This is a genomic window from Streptomyces sp. NPDC051561, from assembly GCF_044454195.1.
Lineage (GTDB): Bacteria > Actinomycetota > Actinomycetes > Streptomycetales > Streptomycetaceae > Streptomyces.
In genome coordinates, this window is sequence record NZ_JBITDM010000010.1 from 157,968 (window position 1) to 174,610 (window position 16,643).

The 16,643-nt window shown below is 69.3% G+C and carries 20 protein-coding genes and 1 tRNA gene; 6 read left to right on the forward strand and 15 right to left on the reverse strand.

All coding sequences use genetic code 11. The features are described 5' to 3' along the window. Nucleotides 1-423: 423 nt before the first annotated feature. The 8 genes from ACIA73_RS23000 to ACIA73_RS23035 all read right to left on the reverse strand — a co-directional run bounded on the left by ACIA73_RS23000 (nt 424) and on the right by ACIA73_RS23035 (nt 5,417). Nucleotides 424-1,332 (reverse strand): RNA polymerase sigma factor SigF, encoded by a 909-nt coding sequence (locus tag ACIA73_RS23000; RefSeq protein WP_399440516.1) that lies wholly within the window; start codon nt 1,330-1,332, stop codon nt 424-426. Between the two features lie 213 nt (nt 1,333-1,545). After that, nucleotides 1,546-2,451 carry an RNA polymerase sigma factor SigF gene (locus tag ACIA73_RS23005; RefSeq protein WP_399440635.1) on the reverse strand — a complete coding sequence of 302 codons (906 nt, stop codon included), beginning with the start codon at nt 2,449-2,451 and terminating at the stop codon, nt 1,546-1,548. Nucleotides 2,452-2,731: 280 nt separating this feature from the next. Further along, on the reverse strand, nt 2,732-3,025 hold the full coding sequence (locus tag ACIA73_RS23010) for a Dabb family protein (RefSeq protein WP_399440517.1): 294 nt from the start codon (nt 3,023-3,025) through the stop codon (nt 2,732-2,734). 53 nt (nt 3,026-3,078) lie between these two features. Next, nucleotides 3,079-3,240 carry a hypothetical protein gene (locus tag ACIA73_RS23015; RefSeq protein ID WP_185032280.1) on the reverse strand — a complete coding sequence of 54 codons (162 nt, stop codon included), beginning with the start codon at nt 3,238-3,240 and terminating at the stop codon, nt 3,079-3,081. Between the two features lie 553 nt (nt 3,241-3,793). Next, a tRNA-Ser gene (locus ACIA73_RS23020) sits at nt 3,794-3,880 on the reverse strand. Nucleotides 3,881-3,958: 78 nt separating this feature from the next. Next, nucleotides 3,959-4,432, reverse strand: coding sequence for a tRNA adenosine(34) deaminase TadA (gene tadA / locus ACIA73_RS23025; protein ID WP_399440636.1), 474 nt, complete (start codon nt 4,430-4,432; stop codon nt 3,959-3,961). A gap of 62 nt (nt 4,433-4,494) precedes the next feature. Continuing rightward, nucleotides 4,495-5,055 (reverse strand): hypothetical protein, encoded by a 561-nt coding sequence (locus ACIA73_RS23030; protein ID WP_399440518.1) that lies wholly within the window; start codon nt 5,053-5,055, stop codon nt 4,495-4,497. A 170-nt stretch (nt 5,056-5,225) separates the two neighbouring features. After that, nucleotides 5,226-5,417: a hypothetical protein gene (locus ACIA73_RS23035; RefSeq protein WP_399440642.1), complete on the reverse strand. Its 192-nt coding sequence runs from the start codon at nt 5,415-5,417 to the stop codon at nt 5,226-5,228. A gap of 154 nt (nt 5,418-5,571) precedes the next feature. Here ACIA73_RS23035 and upp point away from each other — a divergent pair, with 154 nt between their 5' ends. Next, nucleotides 5,572-6,207: a uracil phosphoribosyltransferase gene (gene upp, locus ACIA73_RS23040; RefSeq protein ID WP_399440519.1), complete on the forward strand. Its 636-nt coding sequence runs from the start codon at nt 5,572-5,574 to the stop codon at nt 6,205-6,207. Nucleotides 6,208-6,224: 17 nt separating this feature from the next. Here the strand turns inward: upp and ACIA73_RS23045 are convergent, their stop codons facing one another. Next, nucleotides 6,225-6,857, reverse strand: a complete 633-nt coding sequence (locus tag ACIA73_RS23045) for a LytR C-terminal domain-containing protein (protein ID WP_399440520.1) — start codon at nt 6,855-6,857, stop codon at nt 6,225-6,227. Between the two features lie 162 nt (nt 6,858-7,019). Next, nucleotides 7,020-7,316, reverse strand: a complete 297-nt coding sequence (locus tag ACIA73_RS23050; RefSeq protein WP_003955420.1) for a type II toxin-antitoxin system VapB family antitoxin — start codon at nt 7,314-7,316, stop codon at nt 7,020-7,022. 88 nt (nt 7,317-7,404) lie between these two features. On the opposite strand from ACIA73_RS23050, the gene ACIA73_RS23055 reads away from it, so the two are divergent. Continuing rightward, nucleotides 7,405-8,937 carry a helicase HerA-like domain-containing protein gene (locus ACIA73_RS23055; protein ID WP_399440521.1) on the forward strand — a complete coding sequence of 511 codons (1,533 nt, stop codon included), beginning with the start codon at nt 7,405-7,407 and terminating at the stop codon, nt 8,935-8,937. Between the two features lie 67 nt (nt 8,938-9,004). Further along, entirely contained in the window at nt 9,005-9,487 is a 483-nt protein-coding gene (locus ACIA73_RS23060; protein WP_399440522.1) for a VOC family protein, read from the forward strand. Between the two features lie 165 nt (nt 9,488-9,652). Here the strand turns inward: ACIA73_RS23060 and ACIA73_RS23065 are convergent, their stop codons facing one another. The 3 genes from ACIA73_RS23065 to ACIA73_RS23075 all read right to left on the reverse strand — a co-directional run bounded on the left by ACIA73_RS23065 (nt 9,653) and on the right by ACIA73_RS23075 (nt 11,399). Further along, nucleotides 9,653-10,150, reverse strand: coding sequence for a nucleoside deaminase (locus ACIA73_RS23065; RefSeq protein WP_399440523.1), 498 nt, complete (start codon nt 10,148-10,150; stop codon nt 9,653-9,655). Between the two features lie 98 nt (nt 10,151-10,248). Continuing rightward, a complete protein-coding gene (gene cynS / locus ACIA73_RS23070; RefSeq protein ID WP_399440524.1) occupies nt 10,249-10,731 on the reverse strand; it encodes a cyanase in 483 nt (160 codons plus the stop codon). A 59-nt stretch (nt 10,732-10,790) separates the two neighbouring features. Next, nucleotides 10,791-11,399 (reverse strand): carbonic anhydrase, encoded by a 609-nt coding sequence (locus tag ACIA73_RS23075; protein WP_399440525.1) that lies wholly within the window; start codon nt 11,397-11,399, stop codon nt 10,791-10,793. Between the two features lie 156 nt (nt 11,400-11,555). Here ACIA73_RS23075 and cynR point away from each other — a divergent pair, with 156 nt between their 5' ends. After that, a complete protein-coding gene (gene cynR, locus ACIA73_RS23080) occupies nt 11,556-12,461 on the forward strand; it encodes a transcriptional regulator CynR (protein ID WP_399440526.1) in 906 nt (301 codons plus the stop codon). A 110-nt stretch (nt 12,462-12,571) separates the two neighbouring features. On the opposite strand, the gene ACIA73_RS23085 is transcribed toward cynR, so the two are convergent. Then, nucleotides 12,572-13,186 (reverse strand): hypothetical protein, encoded by a 615-nt coding sequence (locus ACIA73_RS23085; RefSeq protein ID WP_399440527.1) that lies wholly within the window; start codon nt 13,184-13,186, stop codon nt 12,572-12,574. 498 nt (nt 13,187-13,684) lie between these two features. Here ACIA73_RS23085 and ACIA73_RS23090 point away from each other — a divergent pair, with 498 nt between their 5' ends. Beyond that, nucleotides 13,685-14,059: a DUF6083 domain-containing protein gene (locus ACIA73_RS23090; protein ID WP_399440528.1), complete on the forward strand. Its 375-nt coding sequence runs from the start codon at nt 13,685-13,687 to the stop codon at nt 14,057-14,059. Nucleotides 14,060-14,124: 65 nt separating this feature from the next. Here the strand turns inward: ACIA73_RS23090 and ACIA73_RS23095 are convergent, their stop codons facing one another. Beyond that, complete coding sequence (locus ACIA73_RS23095) at nt 14,125-15,471, reverse strand: SGNH/GDSL hydrolase family protein (protein ID WP_399440529.1); 1,347 nt, start codon at nt 15,469-15,471, stop codon at nt 14,125-14,127. 169 nt (nt 15,472-15,640) lie between these two features. Between ACIA73_RS23095 and ACIA73_RS23100 the strand changes: the two genes are divergently transcribed. Beyond that, a complete protein-coding gene (locus ACIA73_RS23100; protein ID WP_399440530.1) occupies nt 15,641-16,549 on the forward strand; it encodes a LysR family transcriptional regulator in 909 nt (302 codons plus the stop codon). Nucleotides 16,550-16,643: the final 94 nt, after the last annotated feature.

Sequence of the window (16,643 nt, forward strand, 5' to 3'; positions counted from 1 at the left end):
GGAAGAACCTGCGGATGAGCCAGCGGCTGAACCGGCGGAAGGACCGTCCGGGGATCCGGCCGGTGAGCCGGCAGAAGAGCCCGCGGATGCTCCCGGGGCTGAACTTCCCGGGACCGCAGGCGAGTTGGACGTGGGCGTCCTCGGTGAGTCCAGTGGTACGAACTCCACGCCGCCCTCCGGCGGTACGGCCCGCGTCGGCGCCCCCTCGGGCCCCGCTCCGGCCGCACCCACCGCTACGAAGCCGTCCTCGCCGCCGCCGTCGCCCAGAGTGGCGAGAAGGCCGCCCAGGCACAGCACAGCGGCACCGGCCCCCACTGCCACACGCTGACGTCGCATCGCGCCAGTCTGGCTGACGGCCCGTCAAATAACCAGTGGGTAGCAGGACTTGGCGCCTCTGGAGAACGCCAAGTCCCATGCTTCTGCTCAGTCGGCGATCAGGCCTTCCCGCAGCTGCGAGAGGGTCCGGGTGAGCAGCCGGGAGACGTGCATCTGGGAGATGCCGACCTCCTCGCCGATCTGCGACTGGGTCATGTTGGCGAAGAAGCGCAACATGATGATCTGGCGCTCGCGCGGCGGCAGCTTGGCCAGCAGCGGCTTGAGCGACTCGCGGTACTCGACGCCTTCCAGCGCGGTGTCCTCGTAGCCGAGGCGGTCCGCGAGGGAGCCCTCGCCGCCGTCGTCCTCGGGGGAGGGCGAGTCCAGCGAGGAGGCGGTGTAGGCGTTGCCGACCGCGAGACCGTCGACCACGTCGTCCTCGGAAACGCCCAGTACGGCGGCGAGTTCGGGCACGGTGGGCGAGCGGTCCAGCTTCTGCGCCAGTTCGTCACTGGCCTTGGTCAGCGCGAGCCGCAGCTCCTGGAGCCGGCGCGGGACGCGCACCGACCACGAGGTGTCGCGGAAGAAGCGCTTGATCTCGCCGACCACCGTTGGCATCGCGAAGGTGGGGAACTCCACCCCGCGATGGCAGTCGAAGCGGTCGATCGCCTTGATCAGGCCGATGGTGCCGACCTGGACGATGTCCTCCATCGGCTCGTTGCGCGACCGGAAGCGCGCGGCGGCGTACCGCACCAGCGGCAGATTGAGCTCGATGAGGGTGTCGCGGACGTACGTGCGTTCCCGGCTGTCCTTTTCGAGGACGGCGAGCCGCAGGAACAGGGAGCGGGACAGCGTGCGGGTGTCGAGTGCCTCCGGCTGGGAGACGATCGGCGGCGCTTGTACGGGCGCCTCCTGATCCGGAACCGGCTGCACCGGAATCTGGATCGCCGGAGCACGGTCGAGCATGTCGGGCGCATCCTTGATGAGCACCTTCGAACTGCCCTGTTCTACGGACATGCCACCCCCTCTTAGGGTCGCGGACGGTAGCGGCAGACGCTTCCCGTCGGAGGAAGCAGCCTCCCCCTGAATACCGGCGGCGGGGCTGCTGCAAACGCGGTTCCAGCAGAATGTCACATGTCGGCAACACGCTGTAGCGCCAAGTCGACAAATACATGCAGGAAAGAGGGGGTGTGCGGCTTTTCTGCCCCCCGCAGGTTCCACCCGCGAGGGTTACGCCTCGATCCGATTTGCGGATCGCAGTCGCGCGAAGCTTCTGGCAAGTAGCCGTGACACATGCATCTGGGAAACTCCCAGCTCCGCACTGATCTGAGACTGCGTCAGATTGCTGTAGTAACGCAGCATCAGAATCCGCTGCTCGCGCTCCGGAAGCTGTACGAGGAGGTGGCGGACCAGGTCCCGGTGCTCGACCCCGGCCAGCGCGGGGTCCTCGTAGCCGAGGCGGTCGAGCAGCCCGGGGAGGCCGTCGCCCTCCTGGGCGGCTTCGAGCGAGGTCGCGTGGTACGAGCGCCCGGCCTCGATGCAGGCGAGCACCTCGTCCTCGGTGATCCGCAGCCGTTCGGCGATCTCGGCGGTGGTGGGTGAGCGGCCGTGTGCGGTGGTGAGGTCCTCGGTGGCCCCGTTGACCTGCACCCACAGCTCGTGGAGGCGGCGCGGGACGTGCACGGTGCGGACGTTGTCGCGGAAGTACCGCTTGATCTCGCCGACCACGGTGGGCATCGCGAAGGTGGGGAACTGGACGCCGCGGTCCGGGTCGAAACGGTCGATCGCGTTGATGAGGCCGATGGTGCCGACCTGGACGACGTCCTCCATCGGCTCGTTGCGGGAGCGGAAGCGGGCGGCGGCGTACCGGACCAGGGGGAGGTTGGCCTCGATGAGGGCGGCGCGCACCCGGCCGTGCTCGCGGCAGCCGGGCGTGAGGTGCTTGAGCTCGCCGAAGAGGACCTGGGTGAGCGCCCGGGTGTCGGCGCCGCGGGTGCGGGCGGCGGGGGCTCCCGGGATGCGCTCGGGGGTCTCGGTGAGGGTGGTCTCGGTCTGCGAGGGCTCCGCGGTCCCGGCGGGGGTCCCGCCGGGAGGGGTCCCGGGTGTGGTTCCGGGGGCCCCTGTGGCGGTCGGAATCCCTGTGGAGTGCCCCTCCGGGGACTTCCCCTGGGAGGGCGGCGCTTGCGGAGCAGTACTGGCCGGCACAGTCACGCCACCCCTTTTTCGGTCGTTACGTGGACACTTCGCTTCATTGATCCGTCAAAAGCGGTCATAGCATCACAAGACATGTGCACTGTGTGCAAGCACCGTATAGCGCCGTGTTGAGGGCAAGTTGGGGCATAGGAATACAAAAACCCCGCATCCATGAGATGCGGGGCCGGGCGTTTCTCCCGTACGGAAGAAGCCTGAGGAGGGGCTAGAAGGGGTAGTCCGCGATGATCCAGGTGGCGAACTCGCGCCACTGTCCGGCGGCCGCCTGGTGGGCCGGGTGCTCGATGTAGGACTTCAGCGAATCGGCGTCCGCGACGGCCGAGTTGATGGCGAAGTCGTAGGCGATCGGGCGGTCCGTGATGTTCCAGGCGCACTCCCAGAACTCCAGCTCCGGGACGAGGTCACCGAGCTCGAAGAAGGCCTTCGCGGCGGCCTGGACGCGCGGTTCGTCGCGGTCGACGCCCTCATTGAGCTTGAAGAGGACCAGATGGCGGATCACGGGGCACTCCTTGGGGAAGGGAGGCGGCCCTGTTGCTCAGTGCAAAAGCTCGGTCAATTCACGAGATTGGTCATGAACGTGCCGATGCCCCGGGCCGCGTCGGACAGGCCCTGGAAGCCTAGCCCGACCATATTTGCCGCCTTCTCGGGGGAGACGATGATCGTGTAGAGCACGAAAACGATCAAAATGTAGAGAATGGCCTTTTTGATGTCCACGCCCAGACCCTCCCCTGTGGTCCGCCGAGCAGTCGCGAGAGTCTAACCGTACGACCGGGCAACTCAAGTGGGCGTACGCGATCACCCAGCGAGTTCTTACGGAGAACTTCACTTCGTCTTTAAGGACCAAGGACCCCTCCATGCGGGCCCTTTGGCGTGGTCGGCGGGGCTCGGGCAGGAGCAGGATTGTCCATGAGCCCGGAGGGATCTGGCAGGAATCCACCGGGCGAGGAACAGGGCCTCACTGCGGGGTCCGCGCCGCGCAATTCCCCTGACTGCGGCACGGACTTTGAGGCCCGTTCTCATCGGGGGAAGCGGCTTGTCCCCCCGATGCCGCTTCCCCCGTCCTCAGCTTTTCTCCGCATCCCTGACCACCAGAAGCCCCGGCCTCCCCCAAGGCCGGGGCTTCTGGCTTTCCGCGGTTCACATGGCTGCGGTTCACCGGGCTGCGTGGCCGAGGGCTGCGTGGCCGAGGGTGGCGGACGCCTGGTCCGGGAACGACGGAAGCCCCGTCCCTTGCGGGGCGGGGCTTCACGTTCGTACTGCTCAAGAGCGGTAGCGGTGGGATTTGAACCCACGGATAGCTTGCACCATCACACGCTTTCGAGGCGTGCTCCTTAGGCCACTCGGACACGCTACCGAGACAGAGTCTAGCCCACCGGAGGCAGTGCTCCGAAACCGATAAGTGCCGGTCGGGGCCGGACCGGGCCCGACGTGGCTACCGGTCCCGGAAGAACGCGGTCAGCTGCGCCGCGCACTCCTCCTCGCGTACGCCCGCGATCACCTCGGGGCGGTGGTTGAGCCGCCGGTCCCGTACGAGATCCCAGAGGGAGCCCGCCGCGCCCGCCTTCTCGTCGCGGGCGCCGTAGACCAGACGACCGACACGGGACTGGACGAGAGCGCCCGCGCACATCACGCACGGTTCGAGGGTGACGACCAGGGTGCAGCCGGTCAGCCGCCATTCCCCGAGCTTTTCGGCGGCCCGGCGGATCGCCAGTACCTCGGCGTGCGCGGTCGGGTCGCCGTGCAGTTCTCGTTCGTTGTGGGCGAGGGCGAGCACCTCCCCGGCCGGGGACAGCAGCACGGCGCCGACCGGCACGTCGCCGGCCAGTGCCGCGGCGGCCGCCTCGGCCAGGGCGAGGGCCATGGCGGGCTGCCATGGCTCCCGTACGAGGTCGTAGGTGCGCACCATTTCCTGCGGGTCCTGCGGGTCCTGCGGGTCCTGCGGGTGATTCGGATCTTGCGGGTCGTGCACTAGCGCACTGCCTCCAGGATTTCCGCGGCGCCCAGTGCGTCCGCGATCTCGGACAGTGCATCACTGCCGAGCCCCAGGAGTTGCTTCTCGGTCATGCCCAGGTCGTCCAGGATCTGCCGGTCGCCGACCGGGCCCGCCGCGGCGGAGGCCGTCGTGCCGGTGTCGCCCGCGAGGCCGCCGCTCAGGCTGTCGCCGTCCTCGTCGGGGTCGGACGTCTCGCTCTCGCCGTCCTCGGTGCCGTCGAGGTCCAGCGAGTCCAGGTCGGCGGAGGGGTCGTCGTCGTTCCCGCCGAGCAGTTCGTTGGTGAGGATCTCTCCGTAGCTGGAGCGGGCCGCAGCGGCTGCGTCGGAGACGTAGATCCGCGGGTCCTCCAGGTCCTCCGTGCGGACGACGCCGAACCAGGCGTCCTCCTGCTCGATGAAGACGAGGACCGTGTCTTCGTCCACCGAGCCCTCCCGGGCCAGTTCGACGAGATCCGACAGGGTCTCCACGTCGTCGAGCTCTGTGTCGCTCGCTTGCCAACCGTCTTCGGTGCGCGCGAGCAGTGCGGCGATGTACACCGTGACTCTCCCACTGATCAGAGGTGTGACGATTCAGCGGTGCTCCGCTCGGCCCCGCCCACTCGGAATCGTGGCAGAAACCTGGGCCGAGCGAGAGGTCTTCCGCTCTTGCGTCGTGCATCGGTCCGAAGCATGGACTGTCCGGCGGTGTCCGGGAAGGGTGGTGACGGCTACCAGCGGAAGGTCCGCATCCGCATCTGCTGGCGCATTCGGGCCGCCCTGGCCCGCCTCGGCTGGACGCGGTCGCGCAGCTCCTTGGCCTCGTTCAGTTCGCGCAGGAACTGGGCGCGTCGGCGCCTGCGGGCCGCGTCACTCTCCTCGGACCGCTGCCCGGAGGTGTCCTGTTCTGGCTGCTGCGTCATCGGCCGCACCGTCCTGATGAGGCGGGATTGGTACGTCTTCACCTTCCCTCCGGGAACCGGGATGATGCGACCGCAGGCGACCCGGGTGTGGCCCCCGGTACCCCGGAGGGCCCGCGGCAGGCGGCCGGACGCCCCGCCCGGTTACTGTTGAAACATGCGGATACACGTTGTTGACCACCCGCTGGTGGCGCACAAACTCACCACGCTGCGCGACAAGCGCACCGATTCCCCGACTTTCCGTCGCCTCGCCGACGAGCTGGTCACCCTGCTCGCGTACGAGGCCACCCGGGACGTGCGCACCGAGCAGGTCGACATCGAGACGCCGGTCACCCCGACCACGGGCGTCAAGCTGTCCTACCCGCGCCCCCTGGTGGTGCCGATCCTGCGGGCCGGTCTGGGCATGCTCGACGGCATGGTCCGGCTGCTGCCGACCGCCGAAGTGGGCTTCCTCGGCATGATCCGCAACGAGGAGACCCTCCAGGCTGAGACCTACGCGACCCGGATGCCCGAGGACCTCTCCGGCCGCCAGGTGTACGTCCTGGACCCGATGCTCGCCACCGGCGGCACCCTGGTCGCGGCCATCAAGGAGCTCATCAAGCGTGGTGCGGACGACGTCACCGCGGTCGTGCTTCTCGCCGCGCCGGAGGGCGTCGAGGTCATGGAGCGCGAGCTGGCCGGCACGCCGGTCACCGTGGTGACCGCCTCGGTCGACGAGCGGCTCAACGACAAGGGCTACATCGTGCCGGGTCTGGGTGACGCGGGCGACCGGATGTACGGCACCGCGGAGTAGTCAGGCGGGAGCGGTACTCAGCACTTGTCGCCGGAGGGCGCGGGTGCGGGCTTGGCCAGGGTGGCCAGGGCCGTGTCCGCGTCCTTCTTGGCGTCCAGGGACTTGAAGGCGTCGCCGATGATCAGGTCGACGTCCTGGCCCGCGCGGGCGTCTGCCTTCTTCTCGGCGCCCTTCAGCTGGGTGCCGAGCACGGGGAGCTGGGTGTCGAGCGACTTGGGGGCGCCGACCAGCAGGGCGGCGGCCTTTACCTTCTTGTCGTACTCCTTGGGCGCGTTGGTCGACTGCACCACCGTGAAGCCGCGCTTCTTCAGCTCGTCGGCGACCTGCTTGGCGAGGCCGCTGCGGGCGGTCGCGTTGTAGACGTTGACCTTGATCGCGGACGGCTTGGGGAGCTTCTTCCCGGGTACCGCCGCGGGGGTCCCCGCAGGCTTGCAGTCGGGGTGCTTTCCGCCGGCCACGGCCTTCTTCTCGCCGCCGGTGAAGACGTCGATGAGCTGCATCGTTCCCCAGCCGATCAGGCCCAGGGCAGCCACGGAGGCCACCACCAGAAGGATGATCCGGCGGCGGCTACGGGGGCGGCGCATCCGGGGATAGGCGTTACCCGTGATGCGGTACTTTCCGCCCATGCCGGGGGGAGTCAGCATGCTCATGGGCGCAGCGTAGTGCCGACCGGCGGCATTGCGTACTAAATGATCAACGAATGGGTCAATGACCGGCCATGCCCAACCCGAAAGGGTCAATGGGGCATTGAGGTGTTAACCCGTCCGAGAAGGACCGGCAGGTCAGCAACCCGTCCGGGACGGACGGGCAGGTCAGCCCAGTTCGAGGACGCGTGCGTGCAGCACCTGGCGTTGCTGGAGGGCGGCGCGGACCGCGCGGTGCAGTCCGTCCTCCAGATAGAGGTCGCCCTGCCACTTCACGACGTGCGCGAAGAGATCGCCGTAGAACGTGGAGTCCTCGGCGAGGAGGGTCTCTAGGTCCAGCTGGCCCTTGGTGGTGACGAGCTGATCGAGGCGGACCGGGCGCGGCGCGACATCCGCCCACTGCCGGGTGCTTTCCCGGCCGTGGTCGGGGTACGGCCGGCCGTTTCCGATGCGCTTGAAGATCACACGGAAAGCCTACCGGGGAAGGGGCTCCGGGCGCAGCCATGAAGCAGGGATGCAAAGGTCGTATTCAGCGCCAGAACGGGAGCAAACGATGAGCGGAAGTACCCCCTCCGGTGACATGAGTGACGCCGCGACGACGATTGCGGGCGGGTATGCCTTCGAAGGCCCCGCCCTGGATCTTGGTGCGCTGCTGTGGGACGGGGTCTGTCTGCCCGAGTCGCAGATCCGCATTCCGCTCTCCATGCTCAACCGGCACGGCCTGGTCGCGGGCGCGACCGGCACCGGAAAGACCAAGACCCTCCAGCTGATCGCCGAACAGCTGTCAGCGCAGGGTGTGCCGGTGTTTCTGGCCGACATCAAGGGTGATGTGTCGGGGATCTCGGCGCCGGGCGAGGAGAACGAGAAGGTACGGGAGCGGGCGGCGGCCGTCGGGCAGGAGTGGCAGGGCAAGGGCTTCCCGTGCGAGTTCTACGCACTCGGCGGGATCGGGCCCGGAATCCCGCTCAGGGCGTCGGTCACCAGCTTCGGTCCCGTACTGCTGTCGAAGGTTCTCCAGCTCAACCAGACGCAGGAGCAGTCGCTCGGGCTGATCTTCCACTACGCGGACTCCAAGGGTCTGGAGCTGGTGGATCTGAAGGATCTGCGGGCGGTGGTGGCCTTTCTGACCTCGGACGTGGGGAAGCCGGAGCTGAAGGGGATCGGCGGGCTCTCGTCGGTGACGGCCGGGGTGATCCTGCGGGCGCTGACCGCCTTCGAGCAGCAGGGGGCGGGGGAGTTCTTCGGGGAGCCGGAGTTCGACACGAGCGAGTTCCTGCGGCAGGCGCCGGACGGGCGGGGGCTGGTGTCGGTGCTGGAGCTGGCCGCCGTGCAGCAGAAACCGCAGCTGTTCTCGACGTTTCTGATGTGGCTGCTGGCGGATCTGTTCAACGATCTGCCGGAGGTCGGGGATCTGGACCGGCCGAAGCTGGTGTTCTTCTTCGACGAGGCGCATCTGTTGTTCAACGGGGCCTCGAAGGCATTCCTGGAGTCGATCACGCAGACGGTGCGGCTGATCCGGTCCAAGGGGGTCGGGGTGTTCTTCGTGACGCAGGTGCCGAAGGACGTGCCGGTGGATGTGCTGGCGCAGCTCGGAAACCGGGTGCAGCACGCGCTGAGGGCGTTCACGCCGGACGATGCGAAGGCGCTGCGGGCGACCGTGAAGACCTTTCCGCACTCGCCGTACGACCTGGAGGAGGTGCTGACCGGGCTGGGCACGGGCGAGGCGGTGATCACCGTGCTGAGCGAGAAGGGGGCACCGACGCCGGTGGCGGCGACCAGGTTGCGGGCGCCGGAGTCGCTGATGGGTCCGGTGGGGGACGAGGCGCTGGACCGGGCGGTCAAGTCATCGCTGCTGTACGGGCGCTACGCGGACGCGGTGGACCGGGAGTCGGCGTACGAGAAGTTGCAGACACCGGTGGTGGAGGCGGCGCCCGAGGTGGCGGCGGCACCGGAGAAGGACGATCCGTCGTTGGTGGAGCAGGTGGTGGGAAGCGGGATGTTCAAGTCGCTCGCGCGGTCGATCGGGACGCAGCTGGGGCGGGAGATCAGCCGGTCGATTTTCGGTACGTCGCGGCGGCGGCGATGAGTTTCGGGGGCGGCGGGGGTCTCCATGTGCAGCAGGCGAAGCAGTCCCTTCCGGTGAGGAGCACTTCATGAGCACACGCGGATTCACCACCTGTCTGTGGTTCGACGGCCGGGCCGAGGAGGCGGTGGACTTCTATCTGTCCGTCTTCAAGGACTCCGGGCGCGGCCGCGTCCTGCGGTACAACGAGGCCGGCCCCGGGCCCGTTGGGTCGGTGGTGACGGTCGAGTTCGAGATCAACGGACAGAAGTTCGTCGCGCTGAACGGCGGGCCGATGTTCACGTTCAGCGAGGCGGTGTCGTTCCAGATCGATTGCGCGGACCAGGCGGAGGTCGACCACTACTGGTCCCGGCTCACCGAGAACGGTGGCCAGGAGAGCCAGTGCGGCTGGCTCAAGGACAAGTTCGGGGTGTCCTGGCAGGTGACGCCCGTCGAGCTGATCGACCTGATCGGTGACGAGGACCAGGCGGCGGCGACGCGGGCCACTCAGGCGATGTACACGATGCAGAAGATCGACCTGGCGGCGGTGCGCAGGGCGCACGCGGGGCAGTAGCGGGCGCGGCGGCCATGCCCGGCGGTCGGGTGTGCCGGTCGTGCACGGCGGAGGCCGGGACCCGCAGTGACGGGTTCCGGCCTCGGACGTGGGGTGGGCGGGCGCCCGGTGAGTTGCTCGTGACCGGTGGGTGCTCGTGACCGTCCGGGGTTCGGGCACGGGTGCTCAGGCGGTCGGCATGCCCGGGACGCGGCGCTCGCCGCCGTTACGGGAGTTCCAGTCGCGGTAGACGTCGACCGCTTCCGCGCGCTCCTCGTGCCGCATCGGCAGCCGGCGCTCCTGCCACGGCTTGGCGAACTCGCCGTAGAAGGTGTCGAGTTCGAAGTACTTGCGGTCGTCCACGTAGAACGGCTCGTAGGCGTCGCGGGTGGTCAGGAAGACCACCTCGGCGGGCGAGGTGTAGTAGAGCGCTCCCAGGCACATCGGGCACGGCAGGGCCAGGATGTAGATCGTGCAGTCCGTGAGGTGCTCGGTGCCCAGCTTGGTACAGGCCTCGCGGATGGCCAGGATCTCGGCGTGGGCGGTGGGGTCATTGGTCTGCGCGACCTGGTTGCCGCTCTCGGCGATGATCTCGCCGTCGCGGACGATCACGGTGGCGAAGGGGCGCCCGCCCTCGGCGACATTGGCGCGGGCGAGGTCGATGGTGCGTTGTGCGAAGTCCACGGTCGGCTCCCGGAGTTGGGGTGCGGGGATGAGCGGCGATGTTTCACGTGAAACGTCGTGTTTCACGTGAAACGCCGCTCGTGGGGGTGAGGGTGCGACTAGAACGGCTTGGTGGGGAGGTACTTGCCGTCCAGGGTGATGACGGCGCGCTCGCCGCCCTCGGGGTCGGCCACCTTCTTGACGTCCAGACGGAAGTTGATGGCGGAGATGATGCCGTCGCCGAACTCCTCGTGGACCAGTGCCTTCAGCGTGGTGCCGTACACCTGGAGCATCTCGTAGAAGCGGTAGATGGTCGGGTCGGTGGGGATGCCGCCGTTGCCGACGATGCTTCCGCGCATCGGGACGGTCTGGAGCAGCAGTACGGCGTCGTCGTCGAGGCCCAGGAGGTCCGCGACGGTGCGGGCGGCGTCGGCCGGCAGCGGGTGCTGGCCGAGCAGGGCGGCGGTGACGAAGGCGACCGAGAGGCCGGTGGGCTCGGCGATCTCCTTCCAGGACAGGTCACGGCGGGTCTTGGCCTCGATGGCGGTGAGGGTGAGCTGCTGGCGGGTGGACTGGTCGGCCTGGGCGTGGAGGTTGTTCATGGGGAGAGGCCCTTTGTGTGGTGGGGTTTCGTGTGTGGTGGGGGTTTTGGGTGCGGGGATTACGCGAGCCGGGCGGTGGCGCCGGTTTCGGTGTCGACGGTGGTGATGCGGCCGGAACCGATGTCGTAGACCCAGCCGTGCAGGGTCAGTTCCCGGCGGGCCAGGGCGCGGGCCACCGAGGGGTGGGTGCGCAGGTTGGTCAGCTGGGTGGTGACGTTGTGGTGGATGAGGGTGGAGAGGCGGTCGCCGTCCTCGGGTCCGGTGGCGTCCAGCCGGGCGCGGGAGGCGTCGGCGTGCCGCAGCCAGGAGGCGGTGACGGGGAGGTGGGACATGTCGGTGCCGGAGGCGAGTGCGGTCATGGCCCCGCAGGCGGAGTGGCCGCAGACGATGACGTCGCGGACGCCGAGGGCGTTCACGGCGTACTCGATGCTGGCGGCGATGCCGTCCGCGCCCTGGCCGTGCGGCGGGACGAGGTTCCCCGCCGTACGGATGACGAACAGCTCACCGGGTTCCCGCTGGGTGATCAGTTCCGGTACCACCCGGGCGTCCGAGCAGCCGATGAACAGGGCGTCGGGTGTGTGGGTGGTGGCCAGCCGCTGGAACAGCTCCTCCCTGGGTGGGAAGGCCTCGCGCCGGAAGCGCTCGACTCCTGCTGCGATCTCCTGCATGGGACCACTCCTGCCTGCGACTGACCGCAGGGGGCTGCGGCCGGTGAACCGTTCCGCCGGGCTGTTGTCCGACGTGTTCCACCATGCATGAGCTGGATGTATAGCGTCCAAGAGCTGCTTCGGATAGGTGCTATCGATGTCATCTATAGTCAGGTCATGGCTCTGGAACTCCGGCACCTCCGCTATCTGCTCGCCGTCGCCGAGCACGCCAACTTCACCCGCGCCGCCGAGGCCCTGCACATCTCGCAGCCGACCCTCTCCCAGCAGGTCAAGCAGCTGGAGAAGGCGCTGAAGGTGCAGCTGCTGGACCGCACGGGCAGGTCGGTGCGGCTCACCGACGCCGGTGAGGCGTACGCGGCGTACGCACGCAGGGCGCTCCAGGACCTGGCGGCCGGCGAGCGGGCGGTGCTGGACGTGGGTGACCTGTCGCGCGGGACGCTGCGGGTGGCGATGACGCCGACGTTCACCACGTATCTGGTGGGGCCGCTGGTGGCGGAGTTCCATGCCCGCCACCCCGGCATCCAGCTCGACGTACGCGAAATGACCCAGGACCGGATCGAGGCCGAACTCCTCGCGGACCGGCTGGATGTGGGCATCGCGTTCGCGGGGGAGCGGGGGGCGGCCGGGGTGGAGGCGGTGCCGCTCTTCGAGGAGGCGCTGGTGCTGGTGGTGGGGGCGGGGCATGAGTGGGCCGGACGGGAGACTGCGGTTCCGGTCGCGGAGCTCGGCAAGCGCCAACTCGCTCTGCTGAGCGACGACTTCGCCACCAGACGACAGCTGGACGCCTACTTCGAACAGCACGGGGTGCGTCCCGGCATCGCGGTAGCGGCGAACTCGCTCAGTGTGCTGATGGAGGTGGTGGGCCGGGGCGGCCTGGCGACCGTCCTCCCGGAACCCATCGCGGCGGGCCAGGACCGGCTGCGGCAGATGCCCGTGGAGCCTGCGCCTCCGGTGCGCACAGCCGCACTGCTGCGCCGCGAGTCGGCCTATCTGAGCGCGGCGGCCAGGGAGTTCGAGTCACTGGTGCGGGAGTGGGCGCGGGGGTACGGCGGGCAGGGCTGACGGGGTGCGGCTACGGGGCGGGGAGGGCTGACGCGGCGTGGTGACGGGGCGGGGCCCCGACTCCGTGCGATGGAGTGGGGCCCCGGTGGCCGGTCGGCGCTTCGGACGGATCAGGCCGAGACGGCGGTCTTCAGCGGGAGCGCGGCCGACGAGGACGAGGCCAGGGGTGACGTCGCCGACGCCATCGCGGACGTCGCGAGCGGGGTGCCGGCCGTGTCGAAGCCGCCGGACTCCGCGCGCGAGTCGTGCCACGGGTAGCCGTGGGCGCGGAAGGCGCGGGCCAGAGCGGTGCGGGAGGCGCGGTGCGGGGCCAGGGCGAGCGGGCGGCCCGCCGAGTCCAGTACGACCAGGTCCTTGCCCTCGACGAAGACGGCGGCGACCCGCTCGCGGCGCAGCGACAACGGCTTCTGCCGGTCGCCGAACTCGACGTTCAGGGTGTCCTCGGTCAGCGTCACCTTCACCGAGTCGGCGACCGCCACGAACGCCGCGAGCAGCCCGATCAGCGTCGCCGCCAGCGCGAACGCCACCGTCTGCCAGGCCGACTCCATGTCGCCGACGAACGCCAGCACATCGCGCAGCGGCAGCATCGAGGCCCCGTCCAGCCAACGGGCCAGCGGCGGCAGCGCGAAGCCGAGGGCGAGGCCGAGGGCGGGGAAGCCGAGCAGGATGCGCAGCAGCCGGGCGCGGGGGTAACCCAGGACGGTCGTATTCGGTAGCCGGCTCATCTCTGCGTTCCCCCGTGTGTTGGTCGTTGGTGGTGCGGTGTCCTTCAGGAGCCTAGGTTTCGGGTGCTCCGGGAGGTATCGGCCGAAGGTCGGCCTTGCGGTGACTTTGGTCGATGCGGTCCACGTGGTCTGCGTGGTGCGCGCCGCCTGCGTAGGGTCCGCGTAAAGCTTCCACCTTTGATGACGTGAATCGGGGGCCTACTGGTTCACTCGGGTCGCACGGCAACTTTGGTGAGTTTCTTCGCGCACCCCGACGACGAGGTGCTGCACGCGGGGGGACGGGCGGGGCGCGGGTCGGCCGGGGCGTTGGTGAACGGCGTTTGGACTCTGCCTGACCTGTGGGTATTCGTTCGGCAGGACTGATTGTCAGACCCTTGTGGAAGCATTCTTCACGTCAGCTGCAAACGACGTGGTCTGCGGGTGGGGGTCATGATTTCGTACGGATGTGACGCGTGCGGGGGACCGCACGGTAAGTGGCGGTCTGCGTTGGGGCGGTCCGTGTGCGCCGGGTGCGAGCAGGGCGGTGGCGGGCGGGAGCCGGTGCTGCTCGCGGAGGTGCTGGCGAGTACGGCCATCGAACTGGGGTCGGCCGCACGGCAGTTGCGGGCCGTGCCGGATCCGCGCGGCTCCGGTGGTACGTCGTGCAAGCGGTGCGGGGCGTCGGCGGAGTGGCACCGGACGGTGCGCGGGAAGTGGATCCTGATCGAGCCCGGGGAGCGGGCCGTCGGGTCGGTGCCTGCCGGGAAGCGGTGGCGGATCGCGGGGGACGGGACGGCCGTCAACCTGGGGTCGGCGATACCGGCGGACACCTGTCGGATCAGCCACTTCGATCTGTGCCCGGCGCGGTCCACTTCATCGGCGGCGGTGGCGTAGGCGGCGCGGGGGCCTTGGGGCGGCGGATGGAGTGGCAAGCGGGGTGGCGTCCGGTGGCCGGTGCCTCAGAGTGCGTTCGGGTTCAGGGCGGCTGCCATCGCCCGGTAGCCCGCGTCGTTCGGGTGGAGGTGGTCGCCGCTGTCGAAGGACGGGCGGATGTGCTCGGGGTCGGCCGGGTCGGCGAGGGCCTTGTCGAAGTCGACGTAGGCGTCGAAGGCGCCCGAGGTGCGGACCCAGTTGTTGAACTCGTCGCTCGCGGCGGCGGAGTGCTTGCCGTAGTGGTCGGAGCCGCCGAGCGGGAGCAGGGTGGCGCCGACGACGCGCAGGCCCTTGGCGTGGGCCTGGCGGATCAACTCCTGGTGGCCGTTGATGAGTTGGCGGCCGGTGATGTCGGCGGCCGGGTGGTAGGTGGGCTGGGTGGTGGTCTCCCGGTAGCCGATGTCGTTGAGACCGCCGAGGACGACGACCGTGCCGACGCCGGGGAGGTCGAGGGCGTCGCGGGAGAAGCGGGTGGTGGCCCGTTCGCCGTACCAGGCGGAGTCGTTGAGGATCAGGTTGCCGCCGATGCCGGAGTTCAGGACGGGGCGTTGTTTGCCGAGGGACTTCAGGCGGGCGGCGAGGGCGTCCGAGTAGCGGCGGTCCGCATTGGGGGTGGAGGCGAAGCCGTCGGTGATGGAGTCGCCGAAGAGGACGATTCCGGAGCGGTCGCGGGGGTGGTCGTGGGAATGGCCGGCGCCGGATTCCGACGAGTGCGGGGCGGGGGGCTTGGATCCGGTGACGTCGACGCCGGAGAGGTAGTACCAGGACTCGGTCTTCTCGGTGAAGGCGGACGCGGCGGTGTCCGTGGTGTGGTCGCCCTTGGCGCGGTAGCTGTCGGTGAAGGACTGGGCGTGGAAGGTGGCGGGGCCGGTCGTGGCCTTGAGGTGGAGGGTGACGGTGACCTGGTCGTTCGCGCGCAGGCCCAGCGCGGCCCGGTCACTGGAGAGTTGGCCGCCGGCCGGGACGGATGCGGACCGACTGCCGGAGAAGGTCAGCTCGCGGACGCTGCCGGGTCTCACCGACGCACCCTTGGCCGTACGGGCGACCGTGGCGCGCTCGATCAGGAGCGGAGAGGTGCCGTAGGCGTTGGAGAGGCGGATGCGGGCCTGGGTGCCGTCTGCGCTGACGCGGACGACCTGGCGGACGGTGTGGTTGTCGAAGCCGGCCTCCGACCAGTTGGGCTTGAAGCTGACCGAGGCGCGTTGCGGGGAGGCGGCCCAGCCCGCCGTCCAGGCGGTGGCGGACGAGGCGGTGGATGTGGTGGCGGCGGGGGTTCGTGGCGTGGAGTGGTTCACGGTGACGGCCGTCGTACCGGCGCTCAGGGCGAGTGCGACGGCGGAGGCGAGGACGGTCTTGCGGGTGCCGGTGAGCATGACGACTCCTGTGCGTTCAGGGCGAGTTGAGGTCGGTGCGAGGAGGTGGGCTCCTCGTTCCGGATGCCTCCACTCTCTGTTCCCGTCTTCGCCCGAACAACGACGATCCATGAAACGATCGATAACCCTGAACGATGAATGCAGGTCAACTGGGGGGGGCGGTGAGGCCGTGGAGCGGCACGAGATGGAGATCTTCCTGACGCTGGCCGAGGAGCTGCACTTCGGACGTACCGCCGAGAAGCTGCGGCTCTCGCAGGCAAGGGTCAGCCAGGTCCTGAAGCGGGTGGAGCGCGGTATCGGCGCCGACCTCTTCCACCGCACCAGCCGCCGGGTCGAACTGACGCCGATCGGACAGCAGCTCCGCCTCGATCTCGGCCCGTTGTACGCCGAGATGGAAAAGGCCGTCAATCGGGCGAAGGCGGCCGCACGCGGTATCGACGGGGTCCTCACCGTTGGATTCCTGGGCTCCGGCGCAGGTCAGCTCACCCGGGACATCCAGCGGATCTTTCGCGAGCGGGCACCCTGCTGCGAGGTCCGGATGCGCGAGACGCAGTTCGCCGATCCGTTCGGGCCGCTCAGGGCGGGCGAGGTGGAGCTGCTGTTCACCCGGCTGCCGGTCGAGGAACCGGACCTGACGGTCGGCCCCACGGTGGTCTCCGAGCACCGGGTACTGGCCATGCCCTGCCACCATCCGCTCGCCCACCAGGAGTCGCTGTCGCTGGACGAGGTGTCGGGAGAACGCTTCTTCGGTGTGGCGGGTGGGGCGCCCGCGTACTGGTGGGACGCCCAGGTGCCGCCCCGGACGAGTGGCGGGGAGGTACTGGAGCGGGGGCAGGCGGTGTCCACGTTCCCGGAGATGCTGTCGCTGATCGCGTCCTGCCAGGGGATCTCACCGGTGGTCGCGTCCGCCGCGACGTATCACTCCCGGCCGGACCTGGCCTTCGTACCCCTGCGTGATCTGCCCGTGAGCGAGGTCGCGCTGGTGTGGCGGACCGGCGGCACGAACGCGCGTGCCGAGGCGTATATCGAGGCGGTACGGGAGGCGGTGGCGGCGCGGGGCGGACCGGCGGCGCTGTGAGGCGGCACGGCTCCGGGGACGCGGAGCCGTGCCACCTGGCCGGCCGACGGACGAGGACTCTCACCCGCCCAACCAGCGGGCGTGAACTACCGCA

What these genes read in the sequence shown, in the direction of transcription:
- ACIA73_RS23000 (WP_399440516.1), bottom strand. Translation starts at nt 1,332, where the DNA reads ATGTCCGTAGAACAGGGCAGTTCGAAGGTGCTCATCAAGGATGCGCCC.
- tadA (WP_399440636.1), bottom strand. Translation starts at nt 4,432, where the DNA reads ATGGTGCGCACCTACGACCTCGTACGGGAGCCATGGCAGCCCGCCATG.
- ACIA73_RS23035 (WP_399440642.1), bottom strand. Translation starts at nt 5,417, where the DNA reads ATGACGCAGCAGCCAGAACAGGACACCTCCGGGCAGCGGTCCGAGGAG.
- upp (WP_399440519.1), top strand. Translation starts at nt 5,572, where the DNA reads ATGCGGATACACGTTGTTGACCACCCGCTGGTGGCGCACAAACTCACC.
- ACIA73_RS23045 (WP_399440520.1), bottom strand. Translation starts at nt 6,857, where the DNA reads ATGAGCATGCTGACTCCCCCCGGCATGGGCGGAAAGTACCGCATCACG.
- ACIA73_RS23055 (WP_399440521.1), top strand. Translation starts at nt 7,405, where the DNA reads ATGAGCGGAAGTACCCCCTCCGGTGACATGAGTGACGCCGCGACGACG.
- ACIA73_RS23060 (WP_399440522.1), top strand. Translation starts at nt 9,005, where the DNA reads ATGAGCACACGCGGATTCACCACCTGTCTGTGGTTCGACGGCCGGGCC.
- cynS (WP_399440524.1), bottom strand. Translation starts at nt 10,731, where the DNA reads ATGAACAACCTCCACGCCCAGGCCGACCAGTCCACCCGCCAGCAGCTC.
- ACIA73_RS23075 (WP_399440525.1), bottom strand. Translation starts at nt 11,399, where the DNA reads ATGCAGGAGATCGCAGCAGGAGTCGAGCGCTTCCGGCGCGAGGCCTTC.
- cynR (WP_399440526.1), top strand. Translation starts at nt 11,556, where the DNA reads ATGGCTCTGGAACTCCGGCACCTCCGCTATCTGCTCGCCGTCGCCGAG.
- ACIA73_RS23085 (WP_399440527.1), bottom strand. Translation starts at nt 13,186, where the DNA reads ATGAGCCGGCTACCGAATACGACCGTCCTGGGTTACCCCCGCGCCCGG.
- ACIA73_RS23095 (WP_399440529.1), bottom strand. Translation starts at nt 15,471, where the DNA reads ATGCTCACCGGCACCCGCAAGACCGTCCTCGCCTCCGCCGTCGCACTC.